Genomic DNA, 16,514 nt, shown 5'->3' on the forward strand with positions numbered 1-16,514 from the left:
TCTCGACTTCGCTCGATGCGAACGGATCTTGTTTTCAAGCCCTGTCAGGGCGTCAACACCATCTTCAGCGCGCCAGCTTCCCGCGCTTCGAACAAGCGATAGGCCTCTGCCCCCTCGCTCAGCGGCATCCGGTGGCTGACGTACTTTTCCGGACGCAGACGGCCTGACTGGACCAGCGGGAACAGCGCAGGAAGTTCCTCGGGCACGGAGCAAGTGCCAATGCGGAAGGTCAGGCCCGCTGCAAAGGCGCGCTCCAGCGGAAAGGCAAAGCGTCGGCTCTGCTGCACGCCGATCACTGAAACCGTTCCGCGCCGCTTGACCAGGCGCAGGGCGAAATCGACCGTCGCATCGCTGCCGACCACTTCGACCACGCAGTCCAGCTTGTTGCCGTGGGTATCCTGCTTGATCCGCTCCAGCGCTTCATCCGGATGCAGCGCAATAGCACCCGATGCTTCGGCTATGGCGCGGCGCTCCGCAATCGGGTCGATCGCATAGACCACGTGGGCGCCCATCACGAAGGCGCTGTCCACCGCCATCAGGCCGATAGGCCCAAGCCCGATCACGGCCACGCTGGAACCCGGCCTGATATCCGCATTGCGCGCACCGAACCAGGCGGTCGCCAGCGCGTCCGTCATCATCAGCGCCTGTTCCATGCTGACGCCTTCGGGCACCGGAACCGCATTCACGTCTGCTGCCGGAACCCGGACCGCTTCAGCCTGAGAACCTTGCAGCTTGGCCGAGAGGCCATAGCAAGCACCCGCGTTGAACTCGCAATTGGCGACGTTGCCCGCCAGGCACGAACGGCAGGCTCCGCAGCCCACCGCTGCGGGGATCATGACCTTATCGCCCACCTTGAGCCGGTGAACGCCGCGCCCCACTTCCACCACTTCACCGACAGCCTCGTGACCGACACAAAAGCCGGTATCCTCGGAAAAGCCGTGGCCGTGATAGATGTGCAGGTCCGATCCGCAGATCGAGCAGGCCGTGACCTTGATGATCGCATCGCGGTCAGACTGCGGCGTGGGATCCTCCATCGCCTCGTACCGCACATCGCGCGCGCCGTAATATCGCAGGGCCTTCATGCCGTTCCCCTCTACCAACAGATTTTTTTAATCGCTCGATTAATGCGGGGCCGATCTGCGCTTGTCAAACCCGCAAGTGGCCATAAGCTGGCAGGCAGATCATAACGGAGAGGACGAGAGCGTGAGCGAAGCAATCCTGGAACCTGACCTGCCGATCATCGACCCGCACCATCACCTGTGGGACCTGCGTCCCTTGATGGCGGCCTTCCCCGAACCGCGTCACCACTTCATCGAGGCGATCGCCCTTTCGCCCTATTACACCTTCAATGAACTGCACGCCGATGCCACCTGCGGCCACAACGTGATCGGCACGGTCTTCATGGAATGCGGCGCATTCTACCGCGCCGGGGCCGACGATGCGTTCAAGGTCGTGGGGGAAGTCGAATACGTCAACGGCGTTGCCGCGCAGAGCGCCAGCGGCCTCTACGGCGATATCCGCCTGTGCGACGCGATCATTGGCCATGCCGACCTGCGGCTGGGCGCCAAGGCTGGTGACGTGCTGGACGCACTTTCCGCAGCCAGCCCCCGCTTCAAGGGCATCCGTCACCAGGGTGCCTGGAATGCCGATCCCGACGTGCTCGGCCCGCCGTTCCACGCACCCGAGGGACTTTATAACGATCCCGCCTTCCGCGAAGGCTTTGCCGAACTCGGCAAGCGCGGGCTGACCTTCGACGCCTGGCTGCTGGAGCCGCAGCTGGATGACGTGCTCAGCCTTGCCCGCGCCTTCCCGGACCAGACCATCGTACTGGATCACTGCGGCACGCCGCTGGGCATGGGCAGCTATCACGGCAAGCTGCACGAACGGTTCGACACCTGGCGCGAGAAGATCAAGGCCATCGGCCAGTGCCAGAACGTATCGGTCAAGCTGGGCGGCCTGGCCATGTCCTTCGCCGGGATGCCCGATCACGGACCGGCTGCGGGGCTTTCATCCGAAACGCTGGCTGCCATGTGGCGGCCCTATATCGAAACCTGCATCGAAGCCTTTGGCCCGACCCGCTCCATGTTCGAAAGCAACTATCCGGTCGACAAGTGGGGCGCGAGCTATGCCACCTTGTGGAACGCGTTCAAGCACCTGACCATCGGCGCTTCGGCTGAGGAAAAGCGGGCGCTCTACGCCGGCACCGCCGCGCGCGTGTACGGCATGGAACACCTGCTGGCCTGAGCAGGATGGCGGCAATCCACCTTCCCCGCACGATCCGCATTGGCGGCGGCGCGCTGAACGAATTGCCGGAGGTGCTTTGCGCCTCCGGTCTTTCGCACCCCCTGATCGTGACCGATTCGTGGATCGCCGGCTCCGGCATTCTGGAGCGGGTGGAAAGCTTGCTGGCGGGCGCGGGAATTGCAGCCCGCACTTTTACCGGCGTCGTCCCCGATCCGACTGTTGCCTCGACCGAAGCGGGCTGCGCTTTCCTGGCGCAGGGGAACCACGATTGCGTGATCGGTCTGGGCGGCGGCAGCCCGATCGACAGCGCCAAGATGATCGCGGTGAAGCGCGACCGCGCTATCGCTGTGCGCGATCTGAAGGCTCCGCACCAGGAAGACGCGCCGGGACTGCCGATCATCGCCATTCCAACCACTGCGGGAACGGGCAGCGAAGCGACGCGCTTCACCATCATCACCGACGCCGAGACCGACGAGAAGATGCTCTGCGCGGGGCTGGCCTACCTGCCTCAGATCGCCGTGGTCGACTACGAACTCACCCTGACCAAGCCCGCGCGGCTGACCGCCGATACCGGGATCGACAGTCTGGTCCACGCGGTTGAAGCCTACGTTTCCAAGCGCGCCAATCCGTTTTCCGATTCCATGGCGCTTTCAGCCATGCGGCTGATCTGGGCGAACCTGCCCCTCGCCTGCGCCGATCCCGGCAACCGCGCGGCACGCGAAGCCCTGATGCTGGGCGCGCTGCAAGGCGGCATTGCCTTTTCGAACAGCTCGGTCGCGCTGGTTCACGGGATGAGCCGCCCGATTGGCGCGCATTTCCATGTCGCGCATGGCCTGTCCAACGCGATGCTGATGCCGCTGATCACGGGGTGGAGCGCCCCTGCCGCCCTGCCCCGCTATGCCGATTGCGCACGCGCGATGGGCCTGGCTTCGGACAGAGAAAGCGATCAGGGCGCAGTGGGCCGCCTGGTCGAGGCGCTTGAGCGGGTCAACAGCGACCTCAAGGTTCCAACCCCGTCAGCCTATGGGATAGCCCGCGAACGCTGGGACGAACTGGTGCCGCTGATGGCGCAGCAGGCCCTGGCCAGCGGAAGTCCTGCCAACAATCCCAGAGTGCCCGAAGCGCACGAGATCGAGGACCTGTACCGCCGCGCCTATGCCTAGATCGGCTCCAGCGGTTCGTGCACCATGGGCAAGGATTCCAGGTGGATCGCATCCCCGGTCCGCACTTCGCCGCCGGTAACGACAATGGCCATGACCCCGCATTTGCGGATCACACTGCCGTCCGGCGCCTTGTCCAGCGTCGCAGCCATCAGGCCCTTGGCCAGGCCGTCGATGTACTTGCACGGGTTACGCAGACCGGTGATCTCGATCACGGCCTCATCCCCCAACCGCAACCGCGTGCCGCGCGACAGGCACAGCAGGTCGACGCCCTGGGTGGTGACGTTCTCTCCCAGTTGTCCCGGAGAAACGTGAAAGCCCTTTTCGGCCAGTTCCTCGAACAGCTCGGCATGGATCAGGTGGACCTGTTTCAAGTTCGGCTGGTTCGGGTTCTTGCGCTGATCATAGAGATGCTGGACCAGACGGCCGGCATGGGCATCCCCCTCAACGCCAATTCCCGCGATCAGGTTCACCCTTTCGTGAAGCTGCTTGGAAAAGCGATGCTCGCTATCGCGGGCCAGGCCGATGATGGTTGCTGTCATGGGCCACGGCTTGGCCCTGTTGCGCGGCAGGATCAAGCCCATGCGGGGGAAACGCGTGCGGACTCTCTCCCGCCATTGTAGTCCACGGACAAGCTTTCGCTCCCTCTCGACACGCCATTCCCGGCACTGCTAAGGATTGTTTAATTGACCGTTTAACAGGGGTTATTCATGTCGCTTCCCGCTCCGTTCGATCGTCTTCGCCTGCCCGTCATCGGCTCCCCGCTGTTCATCATTTCCGGGCCGGAACTGGTCATCGCCCAGTGCAAGGCCGGCGTGATCGGCAGCTTTCCAGCGCTCAACGCGCGGCCTTCGGGCGTGCTGGATGAATGGCTGCACCAGATCACCGAGGAACTGGCGGCCCACAACCGCGACAATCCGGACCGCCCGGCCGCGCCCTTTGCGGTGAACCAGATCGTCCACAAGTCGAACAACCGGCTGGAAGAGGACATGGAAGTCTGCGCCAAGTGGCAGGTGCCGCTGGTCATCACCTCGCTGGGCGCGCGTGAGGATATCAACATGGCGGTGCGCGGCTGGGGCGGCATGGTGCTGCACGACGTGATCAACGACCGCTTTGCCCGCAAGGCGATTGAAAAGGGCGCAAGCGGCCTGATCCCGGTGGCAGCAGGCGCGGGCGGCCATGCCGGCACGCTTTCGCCCTTCGCCCTGATGCAGGAAATCCGCGAATGGTTTGACGGCCCGGTCGCCCTCTCCGGCTCGATTGCCTGCGGGCGCTCGATCCTTGCCGCCCAGGCCATGGGCGCGGACTTTGCCTATATCGGGAGCCCCTGGATCGCGACCAAGGAGGCCCGCGCCGTCGATGGTTACAAGCAGGCGATTGTCGAAGGCACGGCTTCGGACATCGTCTATTCCAACCTCTTCACCGGGGTTCACGGCAATTACCTGCGCCCCTCCATTGTTGCGGCCGGGCTTGATCCCGACAACCTGCCCGAAAGCGACCCGTCGAAGATGAACTTCGGTTCGGGCGGCAATACCGAAGCCAAGGCGTGGAAGGACATCTGGGGTTCGGGCCAGGGCATTGGCGCGGTCAAGGCCGTCGAAACAGTCGGCGAGCGGGTCGACAGGCTGGAAGCCGAATACAACCAGGCCCGCACGGAACTGGCGGCCAAGGCCCGGATGGCCCTCGCCTAAAGATTGCGTTCCGGTGCAGTGGCGGGCCACAACAGGTCCGCCATTGCATCCAGTTCGGTAAAGTCGAAACCGCGCCCGACCGGATCGTGGCGATTGAGCCGCAGCGGGCGGCGCTGGGCGAGCAAGCGGCGGCGCAGTGCGCGTTGCAGCAGGCGCAGCCGTTCCAGCGCGTCTTCCAGAGCCTGTTCCGGGCTGTGCCGGTTCCGCAGCGCCCAACCCGCCTCGATCTGCCCCACCCGTTCGATCACCAGGGCATTGTAATCGCGGTGCGGCCCGCGATGCAGCGGCAGACCGATGCGGACGGCGGCATCGTCGTTGGCCGGAAGCAGCATTCCATTGCTGCGAAAGTCGTCAAAGCTCAGCCGGTCCCGCCCGAGACTATCTAATAGGGGGTGGAAACATTTCCGGTTAAGTATCTGCAAAGGAAGCAGATGATGGCGCTGAAGCCCGCCATCATATCCCGGCCTGCCGCGCCGGTTCACTGCCCGGAAGGATAGTCGCTGACGGCCATTCGCAACGGACCATCCACCAGCTTGCGGAGCGGGCAGTGACGGTATTCCACCTATGGTCATGGCGCGACCGTGACCTGCAATTGCCGCCCGCCCAGGATGGGCTTGATCGCCACGCGCTCACCTTCCGGCCCGGTCAGCTCCAGCGGTTCCCTCAGCGGCCCTGTGGCGAGCAGGTCATTGACAAGGCGTACTGCGATGCGCGCAACCGCAGCGGGAGCAAGCCTGCGGTTCGGCAGAAAGAACAGCTCCTGACCGATCAGATAGTCGAGGCCGACCGAAACCATGGCCCCGTCCCGCGCCTGTTGCAGCGAGGTCAGGCCCAGCGCGGGGAAAGGCCCGCCCTTCAACCAGTCCTGGACCACGCCCCGGAAGTACTTCGGGGTCATCCAGCAATGCGCGGGCCGCCAATAAGCGCCCAGGACACCAGGCATCCCGGCCAGTTGCGCCCCCAGCCCCGCAAGGACACGAACCACCGGCAACAAACCCCCGCCCTCTGCCAGATGCGGCGAAGGTCCCAGCGTCACGACCTCTCCCGCGGGGGCGTCCGGAAGCCCTAACAAAGCCGCCTTGCCCGGATGCACTCCCGCCCTGCCCGGAGCCAGCCCGCGGCAATCGAACGTCAGTCCACCAGCCAGCAACTCGGCCCAGTTTCCGTCGTCTTCGGCGATGTGGCTGATCGTGAACTGAAGGTCCAAATCGGCTTTGCTAGCCAGCGCGACCAGAGAATCGATCCCCGGACGCGTTCCAGGCGCAAAGGCGAGCGCAAGAATTGCACTTTCACCGCAGCCAGCGCTGGAATTATCTACTGCCACCCCTGTCCCACAAGCTAAGTAAGTATCCGTAACCCCTGCCATTTTTCCCGGCATTTAGTCGAGTCCCGGCAGGGCAATTAAAACCGTTTCGGAGGAGTCTCTCCTGGCGGTGTTCAAAATATCCCCTGCTCCAGGCCGGTCGCCAACGCCTCGCCCATCTCTTCCGCCTTACGGAGAACATCGGGCAACAGGACCTTGGGAGCCAGAATGGCCTCGGGCGTCTGGGCCGCGGTGTTCACGATCAGCGGCTCGGCCACCCGGCGCAAACGCCAGCCGGTGACGATCCGGTCCACCTGCGCTTGCGCCCCATGTCCGTCGCTGCCCGCCGCAATGATCGTGGCATAGGCGCGGCCCTCCACGCGGCCCAGCAGCGGGTAATAGCAGCGGTCGAACATCTCCTTCATCATGCCGCTCATCGTGCCGAGGTTTTCCGGGCAGACGAACAGGTAACCCGCCGCCGCCAGCAAGTCCTCGGCACCCGCCGCTCCGGCCTGGATCAGCTTTCCATAGCCCCGCGCACCGCGCGCAGCCGCCTCGGCCAGGGCCATGCTTGCGCCAGTGCGGCTATGCCAGATGATTGCGAGCATGGCGGCACCCTAGCACTGTAACCCGCTATGCGGGCAAGTCTTTGCTGACACGGCGGCAATCTATGAACAGGCACCTTCCCCCTTCAGCCGCGCTCGGCTAACCAGCGCGGCATGGCCGCACCTTCTATTCTTGGACTTGATCGCTCGCTCACTGGAAAGACCTGGCGCTGGCGCGGCGGGAACATGGATCTGGGCGGAGCGATCGGGCTGGAGCATGATATTGCCGCCCAGTTGCTGATGTCACGCGGCGTGCCGGAAGACGATCTGGAACGCCACCGCAATCCCTCGCTGCGCGCGTTCCTCCCCGACCCGTCCCTTTTCCGCGACATGGACGTCGCGGCAGAGCGATTGGCCCGCGCCATCGAAAGCCAGGAGCCAGTCACGGTCTATGGCGACTATGACGTCGATGGCGCGACCAGCGCCGCCCTGCTGATCCGCCTGATCCGCGCATTGGGGCACGAGGCGCGCTATTACATTCCGGACCGCCTGCTCGAAGGCTATGGCCCCTCGGGCGAAGCGCTGGTCCGCATTGCCGAGGAGGGCTCAAGCCTGATCGTCACGGTCGACTGCGGCGCCATGGCGCACCAGGCGCTGGACATGGCGCGGCAGGCCGGGGTCGACGTGATCGTGGTCGATCACCACAAATGCTCCCCCGAACTTCCGCGCGCGGTTGCGCTGGTCAATCCAAACCGGCTGGACGAAGAGCTGGAAGCGGCAGCCCATGGCCACCTTGCCGCCGTGGGAGTGGCCTTCCTGCTGGCCGTGGCCACGGTGCGCACCCTGCGGCAGCGCGGCTATTTCGCAACGCGCCGCGAGCCGGACCTGTTTGCCCTGCTCGACCTGGTCGCGCTTGGCACCGTGGCCGACGTTGCCGCGCTGCACGGGCTGAACCGGGCCTTCGTCGCCCAGGGGCTGAAAGTGATGTCGCGGCGCGAAGGCGTGGGCATGTCCGCGCTGATCGACGCCAGCCGCCTGACTCGCGCGCCGACGTGCAGCGACCTGGGCTTTGCCCTGGGCCCGCGAATCAACGCCGGAGGGCGCGTCGGCGAATCGACCCTGGGCGTCCGTCTGCTCACTACCGAGGACCCGGAAGAGGCACAGGCGATTGCCGCGCAGCTCTCCGCCCTCAACGAAGAACGCCGCGCGATCGAGGCGATGGTGCAGGAACAGGCCGAAGCACAGGTCGATTCGCAGCACAACCGCGCGGTGCTGACCCTGGCCGGACGAGGCTGGCATCCCGGCGTGATCGGAATCGTCGCCGGGCGAATCAAGGAAAAGACCGGCAAGCCTACCTTGGTCATCGCATTGGACGCGGACGAATCAGGCCATGGCAAAGGCTCCGGTCGTTCGATTGCCGGGGTGGATCTGGGCGCGGCGATCATTGCCGCGCGCGAACACGGCCTGCTGGTCGCGGGCGGTGGCCACGCCATGGCCGCGGGCCTGACGGTCGAGGCGGGCAAGCTGGACGCGCTCGGCCAATGGCTGGACGAGCGACTGGGCAACACCGTCTCCGCCGCCATGGCGAGCCAGGCGATGCTGCTGGATCTGGCCGTCGCGCCGGGCGGGCTGACCCCGGCCCTGGTGGAGAAACTGGAAAGCGCCGGACCCTACGGCATGGGGTGGCCGGGGCCGCGCGTGGCCGTGGGGCCGGTGCGGATGGTCAAGGCCGATATAGTCGGCACCGATCATGTCCGCCTGATCGTGCGCGGAGAAGATGGTGCCAGCTTCAAGGCAGTCGCTTTCCGCGCCGCCTCTACCGATATGGGCCAGGCCCTGCTCCACGCCACGCACCAGCGCAAGCTATGGCTGGCAGGGCGCGCGAAGATCGATGACTGGGCCAGCCGACCGCAGGCGGAACTGCACGTCGATGATGCGGCTTTCGCAGATTGAAATATTCTTTTGTTTGGCCCCTTGACCGCCTTGGCGGTCTCTCCTATTGGCGCGGCCTGCCCACCGCGCAGCCGGTTGGCCCCTTCGTCTAGCGGTCTAGGACGCGGCCCTTTCACGGCTGAAACACGGGTTCGAGTCCCGTAGGGGTCACCAAGCTGCGCAGGTGGGCATTTTCATTTCCGGCCCGGGTTTCCCCGGGCCAGGCCCACCCGCCCAGCGCGGTTTTTCTCAAGAATCAGAACGTCGCGGACAGGCCGAGGGTCAGCACGTTGTCGCTGGTGTCCTCGCCATTGCGGACGAAGCCGTGCTGGTTGAGATAACCGACGTCGACCGAGACATTCTTGGCCAGGGGCACGTTCACCGATGCCGCATTGCGCATCCGGTCATAGCCGCTGACGGTCTGGAAGCTGGTGGTGTTGAGGTTGATGAAGCTTTCGTGGCTGACGGTGAAAGTCGACTTGCCGACGAAGGGCATTGATGCCTTCACTTGCGGGCGCAGGCGCCAGCCGGTGCCGGTGCGGCCCTCGCGCCAGCGCTCTTCGGTGCGAATGCGTCCGCCCAGCTTCACCTTGCCGATCTGGGCGACATTGTCGAAGTTCACCTGCTGGCGGAAGCGATGTTCACGCGCACGGAAGGTGCCCTGGTTGTAGGTGGGGTTGAAGGTATAGCCCAGCCATGCAGTGACGTTCTTGTTCAGCTTCTTGCCGACCATGACGTTCTGCTCGATCTCGTAAAAACCGCGTTCGTCGCCGGAACGAAAGATCGATTCGCTGTTCAGCTTGAAATTATCGGGCAGGTTGACGGTGACATTCAGCGTTTCCCAGTGCTGGGTGTCTTCCTTGGCCTGGGCCTGGGAAGCAATCAGTGCCGCCGGGATAACGAGAGAGGTGAGAAACAGGCGCATATTGTAGATTCCCTTAAGTGCGGCACTGCGAGTATTTCCGTTTCATGACGGTTTCATGACCATTGACGTCAAAAATGCGACATCAGGGCTACAGCAGAGCGGATAAGCCGCCTCTTCCGACGTGAAATCAATGAAAATCGCGTGAGCGCGGTATGACACGTACAGCGCGTGGATGCCCGCCCCGACTGTCCGGCAAGGGCCGCTCTACATGATCGGCACGGCCCGGATGATGCGGCAGCAGATCATCCGACAAGCCGTGCAGCGCCGCCGTGGCGTCAATCAGCCGGGTGGCGATGACGTGGATCACCTCGTCGTCGTATTCGACCCGCCCGGTCACTTCCATCAGCCGCGCGCTCATGATGACCTTGCGCTGCTTTTCCATCAGGTCCGGCCAGATCACCAGGTTCACTACGCCGGTTTCGTCCTCCAGCGTGATGAAGCACACGCCCTTGGCGCTGCCGGGGCGCTGCCGGATCAGCACCACGCCTGCCACCTGCACCGCAGAGCGATACTTGCGGCTGCGCAGCTCGCTTGCCCGAATAAAGCCGCGCTGCGCCAGGCTCGCGCGCAGGAAGGCCAGCGGATGGGCTTTGAGCGAGAGACGCTGGGTCTGGTAATCGGTCACCACTTCCTCGCTCAGCGGCATTTGCGGAAGGTGGGTTACCGCCCGCTCTGCCCCTTCGTCGCGCGCGGCCATAGCGGCGAACAGCGGCAGGTCCGGCGCGGCGATCAGGCTGCGCGCATCCCACAGCGCCTGCCGCCGGGTCAGGCCAAGCGAGTTGAAGCAATCGGCGCTGGCCAATCGCTCGACCAGCGCAGGCGACAGCGCGGCGCGCTCCTTCAGGTCGCGCACATCGCGAAACGGCCCGCCCCCCTGCCGCGCCGCCACGATCCGCGCGGCGGCGGCTTCGGGAAAGCCATCGACCTGGCGCAGGCCGAGGCGCAGGGCGATTTTGTCCTCACGCAAAGGCGCAAAGGCGCGAAGAGGTTGTTCTGCGCCGCAGGCAATACTCGGTAGATCAGCCCCTGCGCCAAACGCACCCCAGGAATGGCAGACGGCTTCGCCGTAAGCTGAACCTCTTTGCGCCTTTGCGCCTTTGCGTGAGTCAAAAATCTCCAAAGCATTGTCCCACCCCGAACAGTTCACATCCACCGGCAAGACAGTCACCCCATGTTCCCGCGCATCGCGGACGATCTGGGCCGGGGCATAGAACCCCATCGGCTGCGAATTGAGCAAGGCCGCCGCAAAGGCCGCCGGGTAATGGCACTTTAGCCAGGACGAGACATAGACCAGCAGGGCAAAGCTGGCCGCGTGGCTTTCCGGAAAGCCATATTCGCCAAAGCCCTTGATCTGGTTGAAGCAGCGCTCGGCAAAGACCGGATCGTAACCGCGCGCGATCATCCGGCCGACCATCATGTCCTGCAATTCGTCAACCATGCCCCGGCTGCGAAACGTCGCCATGGCCTTGCGCAGACGGTTGGCCTCGGCGCTGGAAAACTTCGCAGCATCCAGCGCGATCTTCATTGCCTGTTCCTGAAAGATCGGCACGCCCAGAGTACGGCCCAGGATGCTGGTCAGTTCGTCCGGCGGGCCGTGCTGCGGACCGGGGGCGGGAATCTCCACCTTCTCCGCCCCGCGCCGCCGTTTCAGATAGGGGTGAACCATGTCGCCCTGGATCGGTCCGGGGCGGACAATCGCCACTTCGATCACCAGGTCATAGAATTCGCGCGGGCGCAGGCGCGGCAGCATGTTCATCTGCGCGCGGCTTTCCACCTGGAATACGCCCAGCGAATCCCCCTTGCACAGCATGTCATAAACCGCCGGATCCTCGCGCGGGACCGTGGCCAGGGTCAGGTCCTTGCCGTGGTGATCGCGCAGCAGGTCGAGGCACTTGCGAATGCAGGTGAGCATGCCCAGCGCCAGCACGTCGACCTTCAGGATGCCCAGCGCGTCGATATCGTCCTTGTCCCACTCGATGAAGCTGCGTTCGGGCATGGCACCATTGCCGATCGGCACGGTCTCGGTCAGCGGCCCCTGGGTCAGGATGAAGCCGCCCACGTGCTGCGACAGGTGCCGCGGCATTCCGATCATCTGCTCGGTCAGGGCCAGCACCCGGCGCAAGTGCGGATCACCCAGGTTCAGGCCGGTTTCGCTTTCGACATGGGCCTCCTTGATCGAATGGCCGTGGCTGCCCCAGACCGTTTTGGCGAGCATGCTGGTCACGTCTTCGGACAGGCCCATGGCCTTGCCCACCTCGCGGATCGCCATGCGCGGGCGGTAATGGATCACCGTGGCGCAAAGGCCCGCGCGGTGGCGGCCATAGCGCCGGTAGATGTACTGGATCACCTCCTCGCGCCGCTCATGCTCGAAATCGACGTCGATGTCGGGCGGCTCCTTGCGCTCTTCGGAAATGAACCGGTCGAACAACAGGGCATGGCGCGCCGGATCGACCGCCGTGATTTCCAGCACATAGCACACCGCCGAATTGGCCGCCGATCCGCGCCCCTGGCACAGAATCGGCGGATCCTGATTCCGTGCAAAATCAATGATATCCTTGATGGTCAGAAAGTACTGTGCGAGGTTCAGCTTGCCGATCAGGTCCAGTTCGCGCCGCAGCGTATCGCGCACGCTGCCCGGCACTCCATCGGGATAGCGCCGCCCTGCCCCTTCCCAGGTCAGCTGCTCCAGATAGGCCTGCGGCTCCATGCCGTCGGGGCAGGTCTCTTCGGGGTATTCATAACGCAGTTCCTCCAGGCTGAAGGCGCAGGCATCGGCCAGATCGCGCGCCGCGCGGATGGCATGAGGCCAGCGGGCAAACAGCCGGGCCATTTCTTCCGGCCCTTTCAGGTGCCGCTCGGCATTGGGGGCCAGCAGGTGCCCCGCCGCCGCGACGGTGGTCTTGTGGCGGATTGCCGTCATGACGTCATGCAAGGGACGGCGCTGCGCCGCATGATAGAGCGGCAGATTGGTGGCAAGAATGGATAGCCGGTTCGCCTTGGCCAGTTCGTCCAGGCGGGCGATCCGGGCCAGGTCGTCGCCGGTATAAAGGTAGCTGGCCGCAAGATGCCGCAGCGTGGGAAGCAGGCGGGTCAGGTGGGGGAGAATGTCCGGGAAAGGTGCGCGGAGAAGGGAATAATGCTCACACGAAGACACGAAGGCACGAAGATGCCGATCTGCGCCGCAGGCAATATCCTTGGCTTCGGCCTCATCGCCAAACGCAGCCGAGGAATGGCAAGCGGCTTCGCCGCAGACTGAACCTCTTCGTGCCTTCGTGTCTTCGTGTGAACCATTATCCCAACGCCCCCCATCCAACGCCACCACGTTGCTTGCGACCGGAATCGCAACCTCAGCCGAAAGATCCCCCGGCGGGACCAGCACCAGGTGCACCCCGGCGCTATGCTCCGCCAGCATGGCCAGGCCGATCTGGCAGGCGCCCTTGTCCTGCCATTCGCCCTCCAGCGTGGACATCCGTCCGGCGGAAATCAGACGGCACAGGCGGCCATAGGCGGCGCGGTCGGCTGGATAGGCCAGGAATTCGAGCCCTTCGACCGTCTCGATCCGGCAGCCGATCACCGGACGCAGGCCCAGTGCGGTCGCTTCGGTATGAAGCCGCACCACGCCGGCCATGCTGTTGGCATCGGCAATGCCCAGCGCGTCATAGCCCAGGCGGCGCGCCGTCGTGGCCAGGTCCACTGCATCAGACGCCCCGCGCAGGAAGGAAAAGCAACTGACCAGCCCCAGCTCGACAAAGGGCGCGCGGCTTTGCGGTGGCGGCAGCGCCTGCTCCACGCGGCGGCGTTCAGGGGTAAGCGGGGCCTCTGGCATGGGTCACGCCGCCAGTTCGCCCAGGCGCGCGGCCACCTTGCGCAGGTCGGCCGCGAAACGGGCTTCCTCTGCCGCGCGGCCATCGTCATGCAGGCGCAGCAGATAGGACGGGTGGACCGTGGGCCACAGCTCGGTCCCGTCCTCCAGCACGTGGGCGCGGCCGCGTTCCTTCTGGACGCTGATCGTCTTGCCCAGCATCCCGCGCGCCGCGCTGGCCCCCAGGGTCAGGATCAGGCGCGGCTGGATCAGCAGGCGCTCGCTTTCCACCCACCAGCGGCAGATGTCGATTTCCCTGGCCGTGGGGTTCTGGTGCAGCCGCCGCTTGCCGCGGGCCGCGAACTTGAAGTGCTTGACCGCATTGGTCACCCAGGCGCGCTGGGGATCGATCCCGGCGTCTTCCAGATAGGCGCGGAGCAGCCGTCCGGCGGGGCCGATAAAGGGGCGGCCCTGCTCTTCCTCGCTATCGCCGGGCTGTTCGCCCACGATCATCAGCGCGGCATGGCGCGGCCCCTCGCCCGGCACGGCGCGGGTGCCGTTGCAACCGATCGGGCAGCGCCGGCAGGCCTGGATTTCCTCGGCAATCGCAGCCAGGCTGGCCGGACGCTCATTGCCGAACAGGCTTGCACCCTGATCCACCATCGCCGCCTCGCGCGCTTGCGCCCCGGCGACCAGATCGGGGATCAGTGCCGCCTCGGGCAGGTTCTTCCAGTATCGCCGGGGCATTTCCTTGAGCATGGCCCCGACCTTCAAACGCGCCGGATTGAAGATGGCTGCGTAATATCGCCGCCACAGCTCCTCCGCCGGATCGCCGGACGGTGCCTCCTCGCGCCGGGCGGGCGGCCCTTCGCGCAACACTTCGCCATCCCAGTGGAGCGAGCCTTCGGGCGTCAGGATCGACCAGTGCATCGCGGTGAAGCGGTTGACGAAGAAAGCCGCATTGGCGCGCAGGATATGGTGCTGCGGTTCGAACCAGGCGACGTAGTGTTCTTCATCCTCTTTCTGAACTGCGCGGAACCGCACGAAGGCGCGCATCTTGTGAATGTCGCGCCGTACGCTGCGCGCCAGATCGCCCAGGCGGCGCACATCGGCATCGGCGGCATCCTCCATCAGGCGGGGCCGTGCCTGCAAGCGCCAGAGCAGGCGGTAGAGCAAGGCAAAGCGCTGCGGATCGCTGTGCAAGGCCGCTTTTCCGGCCAGTTCCAGGAAGGAGCGCGGCACCCGTGGCGGCATGACGTCACGCGCCGGAGCCGGCAGGCGGCGCGGCTTTCCGGCGGCAAACAGGTCTTCACCGCCTTCGCCGGGTACTTGCCAGACCACGCGGTCGGGCGGCACCTCGGCCATGATCAGCCGCCGCGCCTGCTCCCGCCAACCAGCGAAATCGTCCGCCGCATCCAGGGGAACGGCGCAGGCATCGGCAATGCGGGCGTCACGGAAGGGGGTCATGGGCGGTCTGGGTGGAATGGTTCACACGAAGACACGAAGACACGAAGATGGCGCGCTTGCGGCGCAGCCGCGCCTTCCCTCAAACTTAAAGTAAAGTGTGAGGTATGCCGGAAAAGCCTAAGGCGTTTCATGCTCCTTCGTGGCTTCGTGTCTTCGTGTGAGCCTCTCTTCATGCCGCAAACAGCTCCAGTTGCTCGCTACGCCGAGGAGCGACCAGGGCCTTCAGGTCGTCGCGGTCGGTCAGGAGGACCGGACGCCAGTCCGCCGTGACGATGAACGGGCGGACCTTGGCCAGTGACACGGTCAGCTTGGCCACGTCGTCCAGGCGCAGAGTGCGGTGGCGGCGGCTGGCGAGGATCGCGCCGACTGCGCGGGTTCCCAGCCCCGGCACCCGCAGCAGCAGTTCGCGCGGAGCGCGGTTGACGTCGACCGGGAAGCTTTCGCGGAATTTCAGCGCCCAGGCCAGCTTGGGATCCACGTCGAGCGGCAGCATCCCGTCCGCGCCCGCCGCCTGCTGCACTTCATCGGGACGATAGCCATAGAACCGCATCAGCCAGTCAGACTGATAGAGCCGGTGTTCCCTGATCAAGGGCGGACGCTTGAGCGGCAGGACCGCGCTGGCATCGGGGATCGGGCTGAAGGCCGAGTAATAGACCCGGCGCAGGCGGTATTGCCCGTAAAGCGCGCTGGCCCGGCCCACGATCTGGGCATCGCTTGCCCCGTCCGCGCCGACGATCATCTGGGTCGATTGCCCGGCCGGAGCAAAGCGCGGGGCCGAACGGAAGCGCCGCCGCGCGTCCTTCGCCTCGACAATCGCGCTTTTGAGGTCGCCCATCGCGCCTTCGATCACAGCCGCGTTCTTGTCTGGCGCCAGCCGGGTCAGCCCGGCCACTGTAGGCAGTTCGACATTGATCGAAACGCGATCGGCATAGAGTCCGGCCTGCCGGACCAGTTCGGGATCAGCTTCAGGAATGGTCTTAAGATGAATATATCCCCTGAAATCATGCTCCTGACGAAGAATCCTCGCAACCTCTATGAGCTGCTCCATGGTGTGGCTGGAGCTTTTGACGATGCCGGAGGAGAGGAACAGCCCTTCGATGTAATTGCGGCGATAGAAACTGAGCGTCAGGTCCACCACTTCCTGCGGGGTGAACCGCGCGCGCCGCACGTTCGAGCTTTTGCGGTTGATGCAGTAATGGCAATCGAACACGCAGTGGTTGGTCAGCAGGATCTTGAGCAACGAGATGCAGCGGCCATCCGGAGCATAGGCGTGGCAGATGCCCATTCCCTCGGTCGAGCCGATCCCCTTGCCGCCCTTGCTGGTGCGGCGGGTGGTGCCGGATGAGGCGCAGGAGGCATCGTACTTGGCCGCATCGGCCAGGATGGCAAGACGTTCGATAAGACTCGGCCTGGACATTTGTTCGCCTTATGTTCTTATCACGCTG

At 64.9% G+C, this 16,514-nt stretch carries 13 protein-coding genes and 1 tRNA gene; 5 read left to right on the plus strand and 9 right to left on the minus strand.

From position 1 onward, the window contains the following. Positions 1-44: 44 nt before the first annotated feature. Positions 45-1,082, minus strand: coding sequence for an alcohol dehydrogenase family protein (locus ACQKOE_RS03295; protein ID WP_427511543.1), 1,038 nt, complete (start codon positions 1,080-1,082; stop codon positions 45-47). A 121-nt stretch (positions 1,083-1,203) separates the two neighbouring features. On the opposite strand from ACQKOE_RS03295, the gene ACQKOE_RS03300 reads away from it, so the two are divergent. Together ACQKOE_RS03300 and ACQKOE_RS03305 are read left to right on the plus strand one after the other, a co-directional pair. After that, positions 1,204-2,244, plus strand: coding sequence for an amidohydrolase family protein (locus ACQKOE_RS03300; protein WP_427511544.1), 1,041 nt, complete (start codon positions 1,204-1,206; stop codon positions 2,242-2,244). Positions 2,245-2,249: 5 nt separating this feature from the next. Beyond that, positions 2,250-3,407 carry an iron-containing alcohol dehydrogenase gene (locus tag ACQKOE_RS03305; protein ID WP_427511545.1) on the plus strand — a complete coding sequence of 386 codons (1,158 nt, stop codon included), beginning with the start codon at positions 2,250-2,252 and terminating at the stop codon, positions 3,405-3,407. On the opposite strand, the gene ACQKOE_RS03310 is transcribed toward ACQKOE_RS03305, so the two are convergent. Next, positions 3,404-3,946, minus strand: coding sequence for an MOSC domain-containing protein (locus ACQKOE_RS03310; RefSeq protein WP_427511546.1), 543 nt, complete (start codon positions 3,944-3,946; stop codon positions 3,404-3,406). The two genes, ACQKOE_RS03305 and ACQKOE_RS03310, sit on opposite strands and share 4 nt — an antisense overlap. A 168-nt stretch (positions 3,947-4,114) precedes the next feature. Between ACQKOE_RS03310 and ACQKOE_RS03315 the strand changes: the two genes are divergently transcribed. Beyond that, the gene (locus ACQKOE_RS03315; protein ID WP_374587958.1) at positions 4,115-5,095 is read left to right on the plus strand and encodes an NAD(P)H-dependent flavin oxidoreductase; all 981 of its coding nucleotides are present in this window, start codon (positions 4,115-4,117) and stop codon (positions 5,093-5,095) included. On the opposite strand, the gene ACQKOE_RS03320 is transcribed toward ACQKOE_RS03315, so the two are convergent. From ACQKOE_RS03320 to ACQKOE_RS03330, 3 genes are all read right to left on the minus strand, one after another. Beyond that, positions 5,092-5,667 carry an AHH domain-containing protein gene (locus ACQKOE_RS03320; RefSeq protein WP_427511547.1) on the minus strand — a complete coding sequence of 192 codons (576 nt, stop codon included), beginning with the start codon at positions 5,665-5,667 and terminating at the stop codon, positions 5,092-5,094. The two genes, ACQKOE_RS03315 and ACQKOE_RS03320, sit on opposite strands and share 4 nt — an antisense overlap. Next, the gene (locus ACQKOE_RS03325) at positions 5,664-6,302 is read right to left on the minus strand and encodes a hypothetical protein (RefSeq protein ID WP_427511548.1); all 639 of its coding nucleotides are present in this window, start codon (positions 6,300-6,302) and stop codon (positions 5,664-5,666) included. Before ACQKOE_RS03325 ends, ACQKOE_RS03320 begins: the two co-directional genes overlap by 4 nt. 230 nt (positions 6,303-6,532) lie before the next feature. Continuing rightward, the gene (locus ACQKOE_RS03330; protein ID WP_427511549.1) at positions 6,533-7,006 is read right to left on the minus strand and encodes a flavodoxin family protein; all 474 of its coding nucleotides are present in this window, start codon (positions 7,004-7,006) and stop codon (positions 6,533-6,535) included. A 111-nt stretch (positions 7,007-7,117) separates the two neighbouring features. Here ACQKOE_RS03330 and recJ point away from each other — a divergent pair, with 111 nt between their 5' ends. Further along, positions 7,118-8,896, plus strand: a complete 1,779-nt coding sequence (recJ, locus tag ACQKOE_RS03335) for a single-stranded-DNA-specific exonuclease RecJ (RefSeq protein WP_427511550.1) — start codon at positions 7,118-7,120, stop codon at positions 8,894-8,896. A gap of 77 nt (positions 8,897-8,973) precedes the next feature. Next, positions 8,974-9,049: transfer RNA gene (locus ACQKOE_RS03340), tRNA-Glu, on the plus strand. 82 nt (positions 9,050-9,131) lie between these two features. Here the strand turns inward: ACQKOE_RS03340 and ACQKOE_RS03345 are convergent. From ACQKOE_RS03345 to ACQKOE_RS03360, 4 genes are all read right to left on the minus strand, one after another. Then, positions 9,132-9,800, minus strand: a complete 669-nt coding sequence (locus ACQKOE_RS03345) for a DUF2490 domain-containing protein (RefSeq protein WP_427511551.1) — start codon at positions 9,798-9,800, stop codon at positions 9,132-9,134. A 127-nt stretch (positions 9,801-9,927) separates the two neighbouring features. Beyond that, complete coding sequence (locus tag ACQKOE_RS03350) at positions 9,928-13,626, minus strand: error-prone DNA polymerase (RefSeq protein ID WP_427511552.1); 3,699 nt, start codon at positions 13,624-13,626, stop codon at positions 9,928-9,930. Positions 13,627-13,629: 3 nt separating this feature from the next. After that, a complete protein-coding gene (locus ACQKOE_RS03355; protein ID WP_427511553.1) occupies positions 13,630-15,069 on the minus strand; it encodes a UdgX family uracil-DNA binding protein in 1,440 nt (479 codons plus the stop codon). Positions 15,070-15,238: 169 nt separating this feature from the next. Then, positions 15,239-16,486 carry a putative DNA modification/repair radical SAM protein gene (locus tag ACQKOE_RS03360; protein WP_427511554.1) on the minus strand — a complete coding sequence of 416 codons (1,248 nt, stop codon included), beginning with the start codon at positions 16,484-16,486 and terminating at the stop codon, positions 15,239-15,241. Positions 16,487-16,514: the final 28 nt, after the last annotated feature.

Source organism: Novosphingobium sp. NPDC080210 (assembly GCF_050281025.1).
Taxonomy (GTDB): domain Bacteria; phylum Pseudomonadota; class Alphaproteobacteria; order Sphingomonadales; family Sphingomonadaceae; genus Novosphingobium.